An 18861-nucleotide genomic window follows, 5' to 3' on the forward strand; every position below is an offset into this window, starting at 1 on the left:
CTTCGCCGCCGACCGCGGCACCGGCTCGGTGAAGAAGGCGCGGTAAGCGCCGACGCTCCGTCGCGCGTAAAAAAGAGGCCCGCCGGAAGGCGGACCTCTCTCGTTTTCGCTCGCGCCGGCCGGCCGCCGGACGCGCTTTCGCGATCCGAAGGACTTACGGCTGCCCGGCGGGCTTGTTCGCGGCCGGCGGCGCGGCGGGCGAGTTGGTCGGGGCCGTGGTCTGGCCGGCGGCCGGAGGCGTCGCGGGCGGCGCGGTGGTCGTGCTGTTGGCCGGCGGCGACGTCGTGCCCGTGGTGTCCTTCTTCTCGTCCTTGCAGGCCGCGAGGCCGAGCGCGAGCAGGCCGAGAACCGGAAGCAGCTTGATGGCGCGCATGTGTTCCTCCGTGGGGTTCGTTCCTCCGGGAGGGAGCCGCGGGCGGCCCTCCTCGAGCCGGAGATCGGGAACGGGCTCTGCCGTCCTGTGGCGAAGCTGAGAACGCGGCAGGGCCCGGACCCGTTCAACGTTCCGAGAGCGGCAGGCCCGGAAAGCGGGGGATCGCCGGCGAATTTCAACGAGAAATAAGGGGGATGAAACCGGCGGATCTCGAATGTCGGGTCTCAGCGCGCCGGCAGGACCTGGCAGGTCTCGCAGAAGAAGGTCGAGCGCCCGCCCTGGACGATCCGGCCGACCCGGCCCGTGCAGCCCTTGGTCGGGCAGGCATGTCCCGCCCGGTCGTAGACCCGGAACCCGTGCTGGAAGGCGCCGCGCTCGCCGTCCGGCCGGGCGTAGTCGCGCAAGGTCGAGCCCCCGGCGGCGACCGCCTCGGTCAGCACCGCCTTGATCGCCCCGACGAGTTTCTTCGCCTTGGGCGTCGGTGTCCCGTCCGGCTTGGCCAGGGCGCCGGCCGGCAGGGCCGGGTGCAGGCCCGACCGATGCAGCGCCTCGCAGACGTAGATGTTGCCGAGGCCCGCGATCAGGCGCTGGTCGAGCAGGGCGGCCTTCAAGGGCGTGATCCTTCCGGCAAACAGGCGCGCCAGCACCGCCGCATCGAGCGCGTCGGACAGCGGCTCGACGCCCATCCCCGAAAAATGGCGGCAGGTCTCGAGGCCGCGCGTGGCCACGAGGTCCATGAAGCCGAAGCGGCGGGTGTCGTTGTAGGTGACGGTGGCGCCGTTCGCGAACGCCATCACCACGTGGTCGTGCCTGGGCACGCCGAGGCTGCCTTCGAGGTAGAAGTCGCCCGGCGAGAGGTTGGAGCCGTCGGGCAGCTTCACGTCGAAGCGCCCACTCATGCCGAGATGCAGGATCAGGCTCTCGCCGGAATCGAGGGGCGCCGTGAGGTATTTGGCCCGGCGCGCGAGATCGAGCACGGTGGTGCCCTCCAGCCGCTCGGCGAAGCGCTCCGGGAAGGGGAAGCGCAGGTTCGGCCGGCGCAAGGTCACGCGGGTGAAGCGCGCACCGACCATCGCGGGGGCCAGCCCCCGGCGCACGGTCTCGACTTCGGGCAGTTCGGGCATGGTCGTCGGCAACGGAAGCGGCGGTTGACGCGAAACGCTGTAGCGCCCTCCCCCGCCCCGGCGCGAGCCCCGCCGGCCGGCAACGGGCGGCCACGGTGTCGCGCCGGGGGCTGGGCAAGGGGCTGGGCAAGGCCTCGCGCATGACGCCCGATATGACGCCCAAGCCGTCCGGGAACCCTTGCCCGCGCTGACGGCTTGCTCACCGCCCGGATTCATTCGACGCGCCCTTGTTCGCCGGGTCGGCGTTCACTGCGCCGGAGAGCGGTCCGGCCGGTTCTCGGAGACGCACGGGATGAACGCCCACCCCTACCGGTTCGGGATCGAGGAGGAATACTTCCTCGCCGATGCCGAGACCCGCGGCACGCCGCGCCGTTCGGTCAAGCCGTTCCACCAAGCGGCCGGCGAGCGGCTGCCCGAGATCGGGCGCGAGTTGCTCCAGTGCCAGGTCGAGGTCTGCACGCCGCCCGCGACGGCGTTTGCCGCCGCCCGCGACGCGCTGCTGCGGCAGCGGCGGGAACTGGCCGCGCTGGGGCGGGAGCACGGGCTCCTCGTCTTCGCCGCCGGCACCCACCCCATCGCCGATTGGGCGCGCCAACTGCCGACCAAGGGCGATCGCTACCGCGGCATCCTGCGCGATGTCGGGCTCGCCGGGCGGCGCAGCCTGATCTGCGGCATGCACGTCCATGTCGAGGTGTCCGACCCCGACCGGCGCGTGGCGCTGATGGACCGGCTGCTGCCGTTCCAGCCGCTGCTGTTCGCCCTCTCGGCCTCCTCGCCGTTCTGGCAGGGCAAACCGACGGGGCTGTCCGCCTACCGCCTCAGCGCCTTCGGCGAGCTGCCCCGCACCGGTCTGCCCGACCTGATGGGCGACGCGGCCTCCTACGAGCGCTACGTTCGGATCATGACCAATGCCGGCTCGATCCAGGATGCGAGCTTCCTGTGGTGGTCCCTGCGCCCCTCGATCAAGTTCCCGACGCTCGAACTGCGCATCGCCGATTCCTGCACGCGGCTCTCCGACGCCCTCGCGGTCGCGGCCCTGTTCCGCTGCCTCGTGCGGCTGGTCGAGCGCCGGCCGGACATCAACGCCGGCCTGACCGGCGTCTCGCGGGCGATCGCGGCCGAGAACCTGTGGCGGGCCCAGCGCAGCGGCACGGAGGCCGAACTGATCGACGAATCCGCCGAGCAGGCTTTCTCCTTCGCCGCCGCCCTCGACACCCTGCTCTCGCTGATCGCCGAGGATGCCGAGGCGCTGGGCTGCGAGGCGGAGGTGGCGGATGCCCGCCGGATCCTGCGGGACGGCACCAGCGCCGAGCGCCAGATCGCCGCTTTCGAAGCCACCCGCGGCGGCGACACCAGCAACCGACAGGCCCTCAACGCGGTGGTGGACTGGCTCGCCGAGACGACGCGGGAGGGCTGATCCGGTCTCCGGTCGATCGCTTCGGGTTCTACCGCCGTCATCGCGAGCGTCGGCGAAGCGATCCGGCAGCGCGGCCTCTCCGGTTATGGCGGCGCCCTGGATGGCTTGCGCCGAGCCTCGCGATGACGGAGGCAAAAGAGACGGAAGCGATCGAGCGGAGAATCGCCCGGCTCAAGGTCCGGCGGCGCCGGACCGGCAGACGGGAGAAAGGGTGGACACCCCCTCTGTCGGGGCTGCCCTGCGGCCAAGGCCGAGGCTCGCCGGGTCCTTCGGCAGGAGATTCAGCACCGCGAGCCCGCCGGGATCGCCGGTCGCCGTGCTGCGGGGAATGCGCGTCCCGTTCCAATCGACCATGCAGAGTTCCGGCTCGGAGACGGTTTCGTCCGGCAGCTTGCGCACGAAGGGCTCCCAGAGTGCCCAGATCGCCGGATCGGCCGCGCGATAGGTCGCGGCGATGGCCGGCAGCGCGGCGACGAGGTTGACGGGACGGTAGGGGGCCGGCCGGTTCTCCCCTTCGAAGAGGATGCCGTCCGTGCGGTTCAGAAGGTGCAGCGCGCTGACGTGGACCGCCTCTTCGATCGGATCGGCATGCGGCATCGTCCCGACGGATCTGGTGCGCTTCGCGGGCAGCGGCGGAATCTGGTTGATGCAGCGGGCCGCCCGCCGGAACTGCGTGAGGCCGCGCCAGGGTCGGTGGATCGGCGCCCCGACGGCCGCGGGCAGGTCGAGCCGCAGGGGCCGGCGTCCCTCGTCTTCGAAGGGGGCGAAGTGCAGGCCCGGCGTCAGCGCGTTGACCCGGGCGATCATCCAGGCGAGGGCGAGTTCCTCACGGCCCGTCCGGATGTCTCCGTCGCGGGTCCAGTCGGCGTAGCCGCCGCCGATATCGGCGTGGGCGCCGGGAAACCAGACCTGCTCGACCTTGGCCTGCGGATAGCGCTTGAACTTCGGTCTCTGCCAGAGTGCGGCTTCGAAGGGGCGGCGGCGCTCGTCGATGGCGACGGCGTGCAGGCTGACATCGACGATGGAGGACAGTTCGGTGCTGTGGAACGCGTATTTTTCCGCGTTCCAGCGCCGGAAGCCGTCCAGGGGGACGCCGAGGGCGCCGACGGTGTCGAACACGCCGAGGCACGTCACGCGGAGCGTCGCGCGGTCGAACACGTGCGGTTCGAGGGCGAACCACTCGGCGCAGTAGCGGTCCTGCGGTGTCCGGCGATAGTGGCGCCAGGCGCGGCGCTCGTTCTCGGGCGTGCAGGAACGCGGTTTCAGAAGTCCGACCGCGAAGAGGTAGCCCACCAGGCTCCGCGCCGTGAAGGCGCCCCGCGAGAAACCGAAGACGTAGATTTCGTCGCCGTCGGCATAGTGTTCGCTCAGGAAGCGATAGGCTTGCCGGATGTTGCGGCTGAGCCCGCTTCCGAAGACGCCGCCCCTGATGGCATCGAGTCCTGCTCCCGTGCCGACGCCTCGGTCGTAATAGACGATGTATTCGATGAGCTGGCCGTTCGTCTCGATGAACGATCCGGTCGCCTTCGGAGCGATGGCGTCGTCCGTGGACGAAGTGTGCTCGGTCAGTGCCTCATCGACGCCGATCTTCAGGATTTCGCGCATCCGCACGATATTCGTAGGCGGATGATCGTCTTCGTCCTCGTTCCAGGTTCCATCCAAGAACAGAACGAGACGGCGCTGAGGTCGCGGAATCATTGCTGCACCCCTTCGGCGCGATGGCCGAATACTGCTATCGGCAGCTTGAGGTTGCAAGGGAAATCGAACGCGCCGACGGGAACGGTGCTGGCCGGCCGGAGAGGACGATTGCTGTTGAAACGAGCGGGCGGACGGCTCGACCGAACGTCCCGGCCCGGGCCGTCACCCCTTCTCGAACGGGTTCTTCGTCGTGCGCAGGGACAGCCGGATCGGCGTGCCGGGCAGGTCGAAGGCCTCGCGCAGGCCGTTGACGAGGTAGCGGGTGTAGGATTTCGGCAGGGCGTCGAGCTGGTTGCCGAACAGGGCGAAGTGCGGCGGGCGGCTCTTCACCTGGGTGGCGTAGCGGATCTTGATGCGCCGCCCCGAGACGGCCGGCGGCGGGTTGCGCTGGAGCGCGTCGGTGAGCCACGCGTTGATCCGCGCCGTGGAGACGCGCCGGCTCCACACCTCGGAGGCGTCGGCCACCGCCTGCATCAGCCGGTCGATCCCCTCCCCGGCCAGCCCCGAGAGCGGCACCACGGAGACGCCGCGCACCTGCGGCAGCAGGCGGGTGCAGTCCTCGCGCAGGCTCTTGAGCAGCCCCGGCCGGTCGGCGACGAGATCCCACTTGTTGAGGCCGATCACCAGCGACCGCCCCTCGCCCTCGACGAGGTCGACGATGGTCAGATCCTGCTTCTCGAACGGAATCGTCGCGTCGAGGAGCACGACCACGACCTCGGCGAAGCGCACGGCGCGCAACCCGTCGGAGACCGCGAGCTTTTCCAGCTTGTCGTCGATGCGCGCCCGGCGGCGCATGCCGGCGGTGTCGTGCAGCTTGATCCGGCGCCCGCGCCATTCCCAGTCGAGGGAGATCGAATCGCGGGTGATGCCGGCCTCGGGACCGACCAGCAGGCGGTCCTCGCCGATCATCCGGTTGATGAGCGTCGACTTGCCGGCGTTGGGCCGGCCGACGATGGCGACGCGCAGGCCCTTGCCGCCCTCCGCGTCCTCGTCCGCCTCGTCGGGCTCGGGCAGGACCTCGCGCAGCGCGTCCTGGAGCGAGCCCAGGCCCTCGCCGTGCTCGGCGGAGAAGGGGATCGGGTCGCCCAGGCCCAGCGAGAAGGCCTCGTAGGCGCCGGCCATCCCGGCGCCGCCCTCCGCCTTGTTGGCGATGAGGATGACGGGGCAGCCGGAGCGGCGCACCAGTTCGGCGAAGGGCCGGTCGGCCGGCAGCACCCCGGCGCGGGCGTCGATCACGAACAGCACCGCGTCGGCTTCGAGGATGGCGGCTTCCGTCTGCGCGCGCATCCGGCCGAGCAGCGAATCGGCGTCCGCCTCCTCCAGGCCGGCGGTGTCGATGACGCGGAAGGCGACGTCGCCGATGAAGCCGTCGCCCTCGCGGCGGTCGCGGGTCACGCCGGGACGGTCGTCGACCAGGGCGAGCTTGCGCCCGACCAGCCGGTTGAACAGGGTCGACTTGCCGACATTCGGGCGTCCGACGATCGCGACGGTCGGCAGATCCATGGGAAACAACAGTCTCGTCAGGCGCGCGGACCGAAGGCCCGACGCGCGATATCCGTCTGGAGAATAGGCGGTTCCGGCCGTGCCGTCAGCGGGTGATCGGCGGCGGCGGGGCGGCGTTCTCGGGCTCGGCCTCCGTCACCGTGACGGGCCCGCCGGCCACCAGCGCCTCGTAGACCTCGACGCGCTGGCGCAGGCCCTGCGGCGTCTCGGCATCGGCGCCGATCTGGTCGAACCAGCGGCCGGCGCCCTCGACGTCGCCGCGCTTGAGCGCCGTCAGGCCGAGCGTCTCGCGGGCGGTGTGGCGGAAGGCGTTGGTCGGCGTCGCGAGTCCCTGGAGGCTGGTCAGCGCCGCGTTCGGATCGGCGCTGTCGAGGCGCAGCAGCGCCGCGCGCAGGCGGGCGAGGTCGCGCAGGGAATCGCCGATGCCGGGATCGTCGGCAAGCCCGTCGTAGGCCTTCGCGCCCGCCGCGCCGTCGCGCTTGGCGGTCTCGGCGGCGACGCGGAAGCGGGCGAGCAGGGCGTAGCCCCCCGGACCGCCGGTCCGGATCGCGGCGAAGTCGCGGTCCGCCTCCTCCGTCTTGCCGTCCTTGGCGAGGCGGTTGGCGAGATCGTAGCGCTCGGAGGCGGCCTCGGCGCGGGTGCGCTCGGCGTGGCGCCAGTAGTTGTAGCCGCCGACGCCGGCCACGAGGAGGATCGCCAGGGTGATGATCAGCGCGTTGTAGCGCTTCCAGATCCTGGCGATCTGATCGCGGCGGTAATCCTCGTCGACCTCGCGGATGAACTCGTTGTTCTCGACCATCTTAAACTTCCGGGCGCCCCCTCGCGGAGGGCGCACTCGCCTTGCCTGTCGTCGTGTCGGGCGCGCCTAGCACAACACCCCCGCTTTGGCGACTGCGGAGCGCGGATCCTCAGAGCCATGCCTTTTAAGGTGTTTTCTTAGCCATTAGCTTGGCCTTTTCGAGGACCCTGGCGGTGGCGACGTGTTTTCGGGCCGTAGCCGCCGCTACATAGGGCTTGTCGACCTTGCGCTTGGGACCACGCGGGCTGGTTGCAATCCGCCCTGGGTCGACCCGCTCCGCCAAGGCGAGCAAGCGGGCCGCGACGCTCGCCGCATCCTCCTGGCCCGTCAACACAGAGCCGTGTCCGAGCGCCACCATCAGCCCCTCGTAGCCGGCACCGATCTGACGGCTCAGGTGGAACACCGAGACCCGCGGCTCGGGCCCGTGCACCTGCTCGATGCACGCGCTCAGCAGGCTCAGCACGTTGTGGGCCAGAACGGCAGCGGCAAACCCCAGCAGGGCCGCCCGCGGACGACCCAGGCGACCGGCCTCGCTGTGCAGCACCCGTTCCATCTGCAGGAACAGACCCTCGATCCGCCAGCGTCGCCGATACACCTGCGCGATCTGCGCCGCACTGACGCTCGCCGGCAGGTTGCTCCACAGCCAGATCGTCCGGTCTCCCTCCGTCGTTGGCGCCGTCAAGCTCAGCGCGATGCGCCGCCACGCATCGCCGCTCCCCTCCAGCGTAATGCTCTGCTCACACAGTGTGCCGGTCTCGCAGGAGCCGCACGCCTGCCAATCCCCCTGCGCGCCCAGGCGGGGATGGTTGCCGTGCCGACGCACCACGAAGTGGCTGCCTGCCTCAACCAGACCCTGCAGCCAGGTCCGGACACAGAAGTGCCGATCGGCGACCCAGACCTGACCGGGCGCGGCAGCGTCCAGGAGGGCCCGGGCCAGCGCCCGTTCGTCGGCATAAGCATCTTCGGCCGCCACCAGATCGACGGCCAGGCCGGTATCGGGATCGTAGACGACCAGGGTCTGCCCCGGCAGGGCGGCGCCGCGATGCGCGCGCAGAGGCTTCAGGCGCTTGTCGCTGCCGGGCAGATGGTTGCCGTCCAGCACGCGCAGTGCGTAGCCCGGCAGGCTCGGATGGCCGGTGCCCGCCGCGGTCATCACCGGGGCCAGTCGGGTCGCGCTGCCGCGCACGAGGGCGCGCAGCAGGTCGGGCTCGGTGCGGTTGACCTTGTCGTAGAGGGCGGGCAGCGAGACGGTCAGGTCTTCGGCTTCGCGCGCAGCGGCGTGCAACGACGAGCGCAGGCCGAGAGCGACGAGCATCGTCAGCCTGACGACAGTGGAGAACAGCAACTCCCGCGTGTATTGCCGCTGGCGATGCTGCTCGAACACCTCGTCGATCCAGCCGGCCGGCAGCGCGTGTTCCAAGGCCGTGCGGGCCATCAGGCTCGTCGGCGCATAGTTCTCGAACCGTTCAATGACGGCAGACCAGACTGGATCGGATCCTTGCAATGCTTCGCTCATTGCAAGGATATAGTTAATATAAACGAACCTTAAAAGGCATAATCCTCAGAGCCTGTTTGACCGGCCGCCGTGTCTTCGTCGGGCAACGGCAAGGCGAGAGGAAGGTCCTACTCCCATCCTGAACCCTCATCCTGAGGTGCCGGAGCGCAGCGGAGGCCTCGAAGGGTGCTCCAGGAATCGCGCGGGATCTGGAGCACCCTTCGAGGCCGCTCACGCGGCACCTCAGGATGAGGGGCGAGATGGGATCACTGCAGTCAGACAGGCTCTCAGGCCTGACCCGGCCAGGCGGCGACGCCGATCAGCAGCGGGTGCAGATACTTGCCGAACACGAACCACGCCACGACGCCGACGACGACGGCGATGGCGTCGTTGCGCCAGCCGGCCGGGGCGGCCTGCCCGCCGTGCTGCCGGGCCACCGGCCCCGCCGTCAGCGTCCGGCGCTTGGCGCTGATGCGCGCGGCCACCGCCCAGGCGAGGAAGGCGCCGAACAGCAGGATCGAGCCGAGATCGCCGTTGGCCAGGAGATGGGCGGTCGCCCAGATCTTCACGCCGAGCAGCATCGGGTGCTTGAGCCGGGTGCGGAGGTGGCCCGGCAGGTAGGTCGCGGCGAGGCTGACGAAGGCGAACAGCGTCAGCAGCACCGCCAGATGCCGGGTCCAGAGCGGCGGCGACCAGACCGGGATCATGCCGTTCTGCCGGTAGAGCCCGTAGCCGTACACGGTGAGCACGAGGCCGAGGGCGGACAGAAGCGCGTAGCCGAGCTTGAACCGACCCTCGCCGATCCGGCCGATCACCTCGGCGCGCTTGGCCCGGGCCATGGAGAAGGCGTGCGTGCCGAGGAACAGCACGAGTCCGAGGATGAGAACCGGCATGGGGCAGCCTGTGGACGGCGCTCGCTCCGGCGGATGCGGACAAGCTCCCTGTAACGGTTCAAAACGCAATCTTTGCGGGATGTCCAGATCGTCCCGTCCCCTTGCCCGCCTCCTCGGCGTGACGCTCGCGCTCTCGTGCGGCCCCGTGCCGCCGGCCCGCGCCGCCTCGGAGCCGCCGCTTTCCGCCCTCACCCTGACCGGGCCGGAGCGGACGCTGTTCTCCGCGACCCGCGACGCCTGCGACGGCGCCGACGTGCCCGACGCCCCGGCCCGCGCCTTCCGCGACGCGACGGGCGGAATCGCCCTCTACGGCCTGCACTACCGCAACCGGGCCCTGCGCGGCCCCGACCTCGACAGCCTGAAGCTCGATTGCCGCGTGGTGCTCGATTCGGGCGAAAAGTCCGATCCGGCGCTCTACGACGACCGCTCGTGGATCACCGCCACCTGGACCGAGGACGGGGCCCACGTCGCCGCCCTCATCCACCACGAGTACCAGGCCAACGAGCATCCCGGACGCTGCCGCTCCAAGGTCTACAGGGAGTGCTGGTACAACACGGTCACGGCGGCCTTCTCCCGAGACGGCGGGCTCACCTTCACCCGGGCGGCGCCGCCCGCCGTGGTGGCGGGCGCCCCGTTCCGGCAGGAGGAGGGCCAGGGCCGGCACCGGGGCTTCTTCAACCCGTCGAACATCTTCGGCGAGGGGCGCTTCCGCTACTTCCTCGCCTCGACCACCGGCTGGGACCGGCCCGGCAGCGATCAGGAGGCGGGTGTCTGCCTGTTCCGCACCGAGCGGCCTGAGGACCCGACGAGTTGGCGCGCCTGGACCGGCACCGGCTTCACCGCGGCCTTCCCCGACCCTTACCGCAAGCCGGTCAGGATCGCCGATACCTGCAAGCCGGTCGGGCCGTTCCCCGCCCCCGTCGGCGCGGTGGTGCGCCACCGCGGCACCGGCGCGTGGATCGCGGTGTTCATGGCGGCCGCGGGCGGAGCCTTCCCGGAATCGGGCTTCTACTGGAGCACCTCGCGCGACCTGCTGGCCTGGGACGTGCCGCGGCTGCTGCTCGCGGGCGCCACGCTCTACGACGATCCGTGCAAGGCCGAAGGGCGGCTGATCGCCTACCCGTCCCTGCTCGACCCGGGCGCGAAGGGGCGCAATTTCGACGATGTCGGCGAGGGGGCGCTCCTCACCTTCGCCACCCTGCGCACCGAGGGCTGCGCCATCACCTCCGACCGCGACCTCGTGCGCCGGCCGGCGGCGATCAAGGTGTGGCCTTGACGCCGATGCGTGAGGGGCGGCCCACGCACGCCCTCATCCTGAGGTGCCCGCGCCAGCGGGCCTCGAAGGATCGTCCAGATCCCGCGCGATCCCTGGAGCCCCCTTCGAGGCTTCCGCTGCGCGGAGGCACCTCAGGATGAGGGGGAGGATGGGATCGGCCGTTCTCCCACCGAGGGGACGTGCCGGTCACGTCTCGGCACATGGTGACGTGCAGGCGAGGGGCGCTCACCCGATCCCGAGCGCCGCCTTCTCCTCCAGATAGGCCGCGCGCACGGCCTCCCTGCCGTAGGCGCGCTCCAGCCGCCGCACGGTGAAGTGGGCGCGGGCGGTGGATTGGAAATGGTCCATGAAGGCGGTGTTGACCGCCGCGCCGCCCAGCGCCCCGATCACCGGCACGGCCTGGGCCGCGACCTTCTGCGAGACGACGAGGCCGAAGCGGGCGGCGATCTGCGCGGTGAGCCGCACCAGCGGCGGGGCGCCGGCATCGAGCAGCGAGCGGTGGGCGGCGTAGCGGGCGGCCTCCGACATCGTCTTGGCGAGCGCCGCGCGCACCGCGAAGTAGCCGCTGTCGGCCACCGCGGCCTCGGCACCGCCCCGTCCGCCGAGGGCGAAGACCTGCACGCAGGCGAGCGCGCTTTCGGGATCGCTCGGATCCTCGCCCTCCTCCCGGGCGATCGCGGCGATGGAGCGCAGCATGAGCGTGGTGGAGATCGGCAGCTCGACCGCCACCGTCGCGAGGCCGAACACGCCGCCGACCGCGCCGGTCACCGCGGCCAGCGCCTTGTGGCGGGTCTCGCTCGATCCGAGCAGCCGGCTCAGGCGCCCGCCGGCCTCCGTCTCGACGCGTTCCAGCGCCGTGCCGGCGGGCTTCACGTCCTTGTCGGGCAGGGTGGCCAGCGCCACCCGCAGGGCCGTGCGCATCGCCCCTTCCGCGGCGCTGGCCACCGTCTCCGTGACCGGCGCGGGAAGCGACCGGCCGATCATGTCGAGGGGCGCGCCGGCCGCCGCCGAGAGCCGCGCGGCGAGCCCCGGCTTCTCCAGCACGGCCACTGCCCGGTTCAGGGCCGCGCGGTCGGCTTCCGACAGGGGCCGCGCGGCCGGCGGGTCGATCGGGACCGGCAGGGTTTCTCCGGCAACGGCAAGGTCGTTCACGTCTGCGCCCTCGCGGCTTTTGGCGAAATTTCGGGGCTGGCTTCGGCTGAGGCAAGACCGACGGGGCGGGTTGAGTTCCCCGGCGCGGTTTCGGGCGCGGCCTCTGCCGGCGCCGTGCGCTGCGGGATGCGGCCGACGGCGAAGCACAGGGCGACCACGGGAATGCCGACCGCCGCGGTCATCGCGAAGAAGGTCGGGAAGCCGTAGGCGGCGACGACGAAGCCGGAGGTGCCGGCCACGAGCTTGCCCGGCAGGGCGTAGAGCGAGGAGAACAGCGCGTATTGCGTGGCGGCGAAGCCCGGCGTGGTCAGGCTCGACATGTAGGCGATCAGCGCGATGCCGGCGAAGGAGCCGCACAGGCTCTCGATCGAGACCGCGACGGCGAGCCGCCACGGCTCGGGCGCGCCCAGCGCCAGCCACGCGAGCGAGAGGTGGGAGGCGGCGGCGATGAAGGCGCCGATCACCAGCGTCGGGAACAGGCCGAGCCGGGCGATCGACCAGCCGCCCGCGAAGCCGCCGGCGATGCCGACCCAGATGCCGAACAGCTTGACGATGGTGGCGATCTCCGCCTTGCCGTAGCCGAGCGTGATGTAGAGCGGGTTGGCCATCACGCCGGAGACGAAATCCGGCATCCGGTAGAGCGCGACCAGGGCGAGCACCGCGAACAGGGCGTTGCCCATCCGGGCATGGAGGTTGGTCAGCGGCTCCAGCACGGCCCGGCGCACGGCGGTCGGCAGGTCGCGCTTGCCCGCCGCCTCCCGCGGCCGGTCGTAGGGCGTGGCGAGCAGCGCCGCGATCAGGCCGACCCCCATCAGCGCGGCCATCGCGAGATAGGCGAGCGTCCAGCCGCCATAGGCGGCGACGTAGAGCGCGCCGGCGCCGGCCAGGATCAGGCCGAAGCGGTAGCCGAGGTTCGAGGTGGCGGCCATGATGCCCTGCAGGTCGGTGCCGGCCGCCTCGATGCGCCAGCCGTCGATCACCACGTCCTGCGTTGCGGCGCAGAAGGCGACGAGGAAGGCGCCGAGCCCGAGCAGGGCGAGCTGCTCCTTCGGGTCGGCGAAGGCCATCAGCACCAGCGCCAGGGCGGTGGCGATCTGCGTCGTCACCATCCAGGCGCGCTTGCGCCCGAGACGCCGGGCGAGGAACGGCACGTCGACCCGGTCGATCGAGGGCGCCCAGAGGAACTTCAGCGAGTAGGGCAGCGCGACGTAGCTGAACAGGCCGATCGTCTTGATGTCGATGCCGGAATCGGCGAGCCGCAGGGTGAAGGTGCCGAGCACGAGCAGCAGCGGCAGGCCGGAGGAGAAGCCGAGCGCCAGCATCTGCGCGACGCGCCGGTCCTCGGTGATGTCGCGCAGGCGCAGCTTGCGCGGCTGCACCTTCGATGCCGCTGCATCCGCCGCCATCGCGAAAAACTCCCTCATGGCCCCGGCCCGGACGGCGGGTGCGGGGTGTCGTGGACCGGGGCGCCGCGAGGCGCTGCTCGGGCGCTCGCGCATCTTCGGCGCGGAAACCGTAGAAAACATGGCGGATTTGTCTCCGCCAGCCCCGGTCGCCCCCTTGCGACGGGGCCGTGCCGTCGGAATCCTGACCCCTCTATGGGGTATGCACGGTTGACGGAAACGTAAGCGCAGGCCTCCATGGCCCGTCGCGTCCGCGGCGCGCTCCGTGCCGCGCCGCACGGAACGGTGAGGGGGCGGGCTCGTTGGAGTGGCGGGCCCGGGCGCTGCGGAGCGCGTCGGGTGACTTCGGATCGCGCCCCGCTTCTTCCCGCGGCGCGCCTGTGTCGGCGTAGAGATGACGGGTTTTCCCACAGGAGCGAGTCTGCCCTCGGGCGTCACGGTCGAGGTCTTCGCGGCGGCCTTCGAGGCGAGCCCGACGCCGATGGTCGTCACCGATCCCCGGCGCCCCGACAATCCGATCGTCTGGGCGAACGGTGCCTTCCTCGCGCTGACGGGCTTCGCGCGCGAGGAACTCTACGGCCGCAATTGCCGCCTGCTGCAGGGCCCCCTCACCGATGCGGCGGTGCTGCGGACGATGCGGGAGGCGCTGGCCGCCGGCCGGCCCTTCGAGGGCGAGGTGCTCAACTACCGCAAGGACGGCACGTCGTTCTGGAACGGCATGACGATCAACCCGGTGTGCGACGATGCGGGCGAGGTGCTGTTCTTCTTCTCGGCCCAGGCCGACATGACCGACAAGCACCGCCTGGAACTGGCGATGCGCGATGCCAACGACGCGCTGGAGCGCGAGGTCGGCGAGCGCACCGCCGATCTCCGCTCGGCCCTGGAGCAGAAGACGGCCCTGCTCCACGAGGTCGACCATCGGGTCAAGAACAACCTCCAGGTCATCTCCTCGCTGATGCTGCTGAAGGCCCGGCGCACGCCCGAGGGCGAGGCCCGCGACGCGCTCCAGGCCATGGCCGACCGGATCGGCGCGCTCTCGACCGCCCACCGGATGCTCTACTCGGCCGGCGACGTCTCCCGCTTCGACTTCAAGGAATTCACCGCCGACCTGATCGCCGACCTCGCCGCGGGGCTCGACGAGGACCGGACCCGGATCGAGACCGAGATCGAGGCGCTGGCGCTGTCGGCCGCCATGGCCGCGCCGCTGGCGCTGCTGATCCACGAACTGGCCACCAACGCCTTGCATCACGCCTTCCCCGGCGAGCGCTCCGGTCGGGTCGTGATCGAGGCGCGCCGTCGCGAGGCGAGCATGCAGCTCGTGATCCAGGACGACGGGATCGGCATGGAGGCGGCCGAGCCCAACCCCGCCGGTTTCGGGCGGACCCTGGTGGAGATGGTGGTGCGCCAACTGCGCGGGAGGATCGACTGGGCGGATGCCGGCCCCGGCACCCGGATCGCGATCACCATTCCGCTGACCGCGGCGGACGCGCCGTGACGGGCGCCGCCGACTCTTTTCGCCGTTGCGAGGCTCGGCGCAAGCAATCCAGGGCTCCGCAGGAGCCGGAGAGGTCGCGCCGCCGGATCGCTTCGCCGACGCTCGCAGTGACGGCGCGGGGTGGAACCCGAGGCGATCGATCCGAAGCCGTATCGGGGAGAGGGATGCCGCCGGGGGGCCTGCCGTGTCCGAGGTGAGGGAGGGGCCGCTGCGCATCCTCGTCGTCGAGGACGAGGTGCTGATCGCCCTCGAACTCGAATGTCTCCTGGAGGATCTCGGCCATGTCAGCGTCGGCGTGGCGGGGTGTTCGACGGACGCCATCGCGCTCGGCCGCAGCACGGCCCCGGACGTGGCGCTCGTCGACATCCATCTCGTGGACGGGCCGACCGGCGTCGAGGTGGCCCGCCAGCTCAGCGCCGACCCGCGCACCACCGTGCTGTTCATGACCGCCAACGCCAAGCGGATCCCGCCCGACTTCGCGGGCGCGCTCGGCGTGATCGCCAAGCCCTATTCCGAGCGCGCGGTGGCAAGCGCCCTCGCCTACGTCGCCCGGTGCCGCGCCGGCCGGCCCCCTTCGGCCGAGACGCTCGACGGATTCCGCCTCTCGCCCGCCGCGGGAGGCGGGGAATGGGCCGGCGGGGTGTGGTGATACGATAATCCGATTGATGCGTTGGGCCTGTCCTGCGTCCTTGCGAGGCGAAGCCGTGGCAATCCAGGGCGCGCCCTTTCCGGACCTGTCGCGCCCTGGATCGCTTCGCGGCCGCTCGCGATGACGGAGGGGGGCCAAACCCGAAGCGATCAATCGGAAACGGTATGAGACGGTGTCCGCTTCGAAGGAACGGAGCGCGGATCACGCCGAGGCCCGCTCCTGCTTCAGCCGGTAGAGCGCGTCGAGCGCCTCCCGCGGCGTCAGCGCGTCCGGATCGATGGCGTCGAGCAGGCGGCCGAGCCTGTCGTCGGGCTCGGGCCTGGCCGGTTCCGGCGGCGGAGGCGGCGCCGCGGCGAGGCTGGCGAAGAGCGGCAGGTCGTCGATCCGGCGTCGGGCGGGGCGCTCGCGCTCCGAGCTTTCGAGGCCTTTGAGGATCGCGCCGGCCCGCGCCACCACGCCCGGCGGCAGGCCGGCGAGGCGGGCGACCTGAAGCCCGTAGGAGCGCTCGGCCACCCCCGGCACGACCTCGTGCAGGAACACCACCTCGCCGCGGTCCTCGGCCACCTTCAGCGTCGCGTTGTCGAGGCGGGGCAGGCGCTGGCTCAGCGCCGTCAACTCGTGGAAGTGGGTCGCGAACAGCGCGCGGCAGCCGTTCTTCTCGTGGAGGTGCTCCAGGCAGGCCCAGGCGATGGAGAGGCCGTCGAAGGTCGCGGTGCCGCGCCCGATCTCGTCGAGCACCACCAGGGAGCGGCGGGTCGCCTGATTGAGGATCGCGGCGGTCTCGACCATCTCGACCATGAAGGTCGAATGGCCCCGCGCCAGGTCGTCCGCCGCGCCGACCCGGGAGAACAGGCGATCGACCACGCCGAGCCGGACGGAGGAAGCCGGCACGAACGCCCCCATCTGGGCCAGCACCGCGATCAGCGCGTTCTGGCGCAGGAAGGTCGACTTGCCGCCCATGTTCGGGCCGGTGACGAGGCGGATGCGCCCGGCCTCGTCGCCCGACAGGTCGCAGGCATTGGCGATGAAGGGCTCGCCCGCCTTGATCAGCGCCGCCTCCACCACCGGATGGCGCCCGCCCCGGATCTCGAAGGCGAGGCTGTCGTCGATCACGGGCCGGGTCCAGGCGAGTTCGACCGCGAGTTCGGCGTGAGCGGCCGCCACGTCGAGGCCGGAGAGCGCTTCGGCGATGTCGGCAAGGGTTTCGGACGCTTCGTTCACCCGGGCGCTCAAGGCGTCGAACACCGCCGATTCGAGCGCCAGCACCCGGTCGGAGGCGCCGGCGATCTTCGATTCCAGCTCGCCGAGCTCGACGCTGGTGAAGCGCATCGCGTCGACCATGGTCTGGCGATGCACGAAGTCCTGCATCAGGCCCTTGAGGCAGGCCTCGCCCACCGCCTGCGGCACCTCGATGTAGTAGCCCAGCACGTTGTTGTGCTTGATCCGCAAGGTCCGGCAGCCGGTGGCCTCCGCGTAGCGGGCCTGGAGCGCGGCGATGACTTTTCGCGAGTCCTGGCCGAGCCCGCGGGCCTCGTCGATCTCGGCGTGGTAGCCCGCGCGGACGAAGTTGCCGTCGCGCCGGTTGAGCGGCAGGTCGTCGGCGAGCGCGGCGGCGAGTTCCCCGGCCAGCGCCCGGTCGGCCTTGTCGAGGCGGCGGGCGAGGCGGGCGAGCCCGTCCGGCAGATCCGCGGCCGACAGCCGCTCGCCGATCGTCGCGGCGGCGTCGAGCCCGTCGCGCAGGGCGGCGAGGTCGCGCGGACCGGCGCGGTTCAGGCCGACGCGGGAGAGCGCGCGGGCGATGTCCGGCGCGGCGTGCAGCGCGTCGCGCAGGTGCGCGCGCAGCGCCCCGTCCCGGTGGAGGAAGGCGACGGCGTCGTGCCGCCGGGCGATCTTCGTCAGGTCCGTCAGCGGGCCGGCGAGGTGTTCGGCCAGCAGCCGGGCGCCGCCGGCCGAGACCGTGCGGTCGATGGCGTCGAGCAGGCTGCCCTTGCGCTCGCCCGAGAGGGTGCGGGTGAGTTCGAGATTGGCGCGGGTGGCCGCGTCGATGGCCAGCGTCGCCCCGGTCGCCTCCCGGCTCGGCGCGGAGAGCGGCACCCGCGTGCCGAGCTGCGTGCGTTCGAGATAGAGCAAGGCCGCCCCGGCCGCCGCGATCTCCGCCCGGCTGAAACTCCCGAAGCCGTCGAGGGTCTTCACCCCGAACTGCTCGCGCATGCGCCGCTCGGCCGAGGCCGGCTCCAGCTCGCCCTGCGCCAGGGGCACCACCGCCGCGCGGGTCTCGCGCCACAGCCTGGCCAGCGCCGGGTCGGCGTGGATGGCTTCCGAGAGCACGATCTCCCGCGGCTCGTGCCGGGCGATCGCCGCGGCGAGTTCCGAGCCGTCCACCTCGCTCAGGGAGAAGCGGCCGGTCGAGATGTCGAGGGCGGCAAGTCCGTAGGCCTCGCGGCTGTCCGACACCTTCCGCCGGCCGATGGCGAGCAGCAGGTTGGCGCGGGTCGGGTCGAGCAGGCGATCCTCGGTGAGCGTGCCCGGGGTGACGAGGCGGATCACCTCGCGCCGCACCACCGATTTCGGGCCCCGCTTCTTGGCCTCGGCCGCGTCCTCGGTCTGCTGGCAGACCGCGACGCGGTGGCCGAGCGCGATCAGCCGGTGCAGGTAGTCGTCGGCCCGCTCCAGGGGTACGCCGCACATCGGGATGTCGGCGCCCCCGTGCTTGCCCCGCTTGGTCAGCACGATGCCCAGCGCCCGGGAGGCGATCTCCGCATCCTCGAAGAACAGCTCGTAGAAATCCCCCATCCGGTAGAACAGCAGGCAGTCCGGATTGGCGGCCTTGATCTCGATGTACTGCGCCATCATCGGCGTGGCGCCGGGGATGTCGAGGGGCGAAGAGGTCACCGCATCCGCCGCCTGGGCACGCCGTTCGAGGGGTTGGGAACGCTGGGGTCTGGACATGCCGCAGAGGCTAGCAGCCCCGCCCCGGGCCGGCACCGCCGGCCCATCGTGAAGTCCGTGGACAAGTGGGCGCTCTCCCCAGCCGTCGCAAGCGCGGCCGGAAAACGGCGAGGGGCCCGCCCGGTGTCGTGCCGGGCGGGCCCCTCGAAGGCTGTGGGCGATCGCGAAAAAAATCAGTAGCGCGGGCCGCCCGTGGTGTTGCCGAGCTGCTGCTGGTAGCCGGGGCGCTCCGGGTTGCGGGCGTTCGGGTTGCCGTGGTGGTGGGTGTTCATGCGGCGGCGATGGCGCTCGGCCTTGGTCGAATGGTGGTGGCCGAGGACGCTCCGATGGGGGCGGTGCCAGTGGTGGTGATCGCGCACGGTCTCCATCGTGTCGCCGGCCACCACGCCGGCGGCCGGCATCGCGGGGGCGGCGGAGGCCGACACGGCTCCCAGGCCGAAGCTGCCGAGCAGCACGCCGGCTGCGAGTGTCAGGGCAATGCGCATCGTCGTCTCTCCGTCGCGTGCAAGAGCCGCGTGCAAGGGCGGCACGTCGAGCCCTCAAGTCGCGATCGCTCCGCGCGTTCCGCGAAAAAATCCGAATATGTTAACAAATCCTCTTGAACGTCGCGGGAGGCGCCGAGACCCGGCGCCGAC

The 18861-nt window shown here is 71.4% G+C and carries 15 protein-coding genes; 4 read left to right on the forward strand and 11 right to left on the reverse strand.

Annotation, left to right across the window (positions count from 1 at the left end; all coding sequences use genetic code 11):
* Positions 1-154 precede the first annotated feature (154 nt).
* Both PGN25_02695 and mutM read right to left on the reverse strand, forming a co-directional pair.
* Positions 155-373, reverse strand: a complete 219-nt coding sequence (locus PGN25_02695; protein ID MEH3116532.1) for a hypothetical protein — start codon at positions 371-373, stop codon at positions 155-157.
* A gap of 224 nt (positions 374-597) precedes the next feature.
* Positions 598-1497, reverse strand: coding sequence for a bifunctional DNA-formamidopyrimidine glycosylase/DNA-(apurinic or apyrimidinic site) lyase (mutM, locus tag PGN25_02700; GenBank protein MEH3116533.1), 900 nt, complete (start codon positions 1495-1497; stop codon positions 598-600).
* A gap of 292 nt (positions 1498-1789) precedes the next feature.
* Here mutM and PGN25_02705 point away from each other — a divergent pair, with 292 nt between their 5' ends.
* Positions 1790-2914 (forward strand): carboxylate-amine ligase, encoded by a 1125-nt coding sequence (locus PGN25_02705; GenBank protein ID MEH3116534.1) that lies wholly within the window; start codon positions 1790-1792, stop codon positions 2912-2914.
* Positions 2915-3085: 171 nt separating this feature from the next.
* Here the strand turns inward: PGN25_02705 and PGN25_02710 are convergent, their stop codons facing one another.
* From PGN25_02710 to PGN25_02730, 5 genes are all read right to left on the reverse strand, one after another.
* A complete protein-coding gene (locus tag PGN25_02710; GenBank protein MEH3116535.1) occupies positions 3086-4612 on the reverse strand; it encodes a DUF2235 domain-containing protein in 1527 nt (508 codons plus the stop codon).
* Between the two features lie 162 nt (positions 4613-4774).
* On the reverse strand, positions 4775-6115 hold the full coding sequence (der, locus tag PGN25_02715) for a ribosome biogenesis GTPase Der (protein MEH3116536.1): 1341 nt from the start codon (positions 6113-6115) through the stop codon (positions 4775-4777).
* Positions 6116-6200: 85 nt separating this feature from the next.
* The gene (locus PGN25_02720; GenBank protein ID MEH3116537.1) at positions 6201-6914 is read right to left on the reverse strand and encodes a tetratricopeptide repeat protein; all 714 of its coding nucleotides are present in this window, start codon (positions 6912-6914) and stop codon (positions 6201-6203) included.
* Between the two features lie 124 nt (positions 6915-7038).
* Positions 7039-8349 (reverse strand): IS4 family transposase, encoded by a 1311-nt coding sequence (locus PGN25_02725; protein MEH3116538.1) that lies wholly within the window; start codon positions 8347-8349, stop codon positions 7039-7041.
* A 347-nt stretch (positions 8350-8696) separates the two neighbouring features.
* Entirely contained in the window at positions 8697-9302 is a 606-nt protein-coding gene (locus PGN25_02730) for an NnrU family protein (GenBank protein ID MEH3116539.1), read from the reverse strand.
* 79 nt (positions 9303-9381) lie between these two features.
* Between PGN25_02730 and PGN25_02735 the strand changes: the two genes are divergently transcribed.
* Entirely contained in the window at positions 9382-10578 is a 1197-nt protein-coding gene (locus PGN25_02735) for a hypothetical protein (protein ID MEH3116540.1), read from the forward strand.
* Between the two features lie 225 nt (positions 10579-10803).
* Here PGN25_02735 and PGN25_02740 read toward each other — a convergent pair whose 3' ends face one another.
* Both PGN25_02740 and PGN25_02745 read right to left on the reverse strand, forming a co-directional pair.
* Positions 10804-11730: an EcsC family protein gene (locus tag PGN25_02740; protein ID MEH3116541.1), complete on the reverse strand. Its 927-nt coding sequence runs from the start codon at positions 11728-11730 to the stop codon at positions 10804-10806.
* Entirely contained in the window at positions 11727-13136 is a 1410-nt protein-coding gene (locus PGN25_02745) for an AmpG family muropeptide MFS transporter (protein MEH3116542.1), read from the reverse strand. The genes PGN25_02740 and PGN25_02745 overlap by 4 nt, the downstream gene beginning before the upstream one ends.
* A gap of 391 nt (positions 13137-13527) precedes the next feature.
* On the opposite strand from PGN25_02745, the gene PGN25_02750 reads away from it, so the two are divergent.
* The gene (locus tag PGN25_02750) at positions 13528-14628 is read left to right on the forward strand and encodes a PAS domain-containing protein (protein ID MEH3116543.1); all 1101 of its coding nucleotides are present in this window, start codon (positions 13528-13530) and stop codon (positions 14626-14628) included.
* 184 nt (positions 14629-14812) lie between these two features.
* Entirely contained in the window at positions 14813-15277 is a 465-nt protein-coding gene (locus PGN25_02755) for a response regulator (protein MEH3116544.1), read from the forward strand.
* 201 nt (positions 15278-15478) lie between these two features.
* On the opposite strand, the gene mutS is transcribed toward PGN25_02755, so the two are convergent.
* Together mutS and PGN25_02765 are read right to left on the reverse strand one after the other, a co-directional pair.
* Positions 15479-18226: a DNA mismatch repair protein MutS gene (mutS, locus tag PGN25_02760; GenBank protein ID MEH3116545.1), complete on the reverse strand. Its 2748-nt coding sequence runs from the start codon at positions 18224-18226 to the stop codon at positions 15479-15481.
* 173 nt (positions 18227-18399) lie between these two features.
* Positions 18400-18711 (reverse strand): hypothetical protein, encoded by a 312-nt coding sequence (locus PGN25_02765; protein ID MEH3116546.1) that lies wholly within the window; start codon positions 18709-18711, stop codon positions 18400-18402.
* Positions 18712-18861 lie beyond the last annotated feature (150 nt).

The organism is Methylorubrum populi (assembly GCA_036946625.1).
GTDB lineage: Bacteria > Pseudomonadota > Alphaproteobacteria > Rhizobiales > Beijerinckiaceae > Methylobacterium > Methylobacterium populi_C.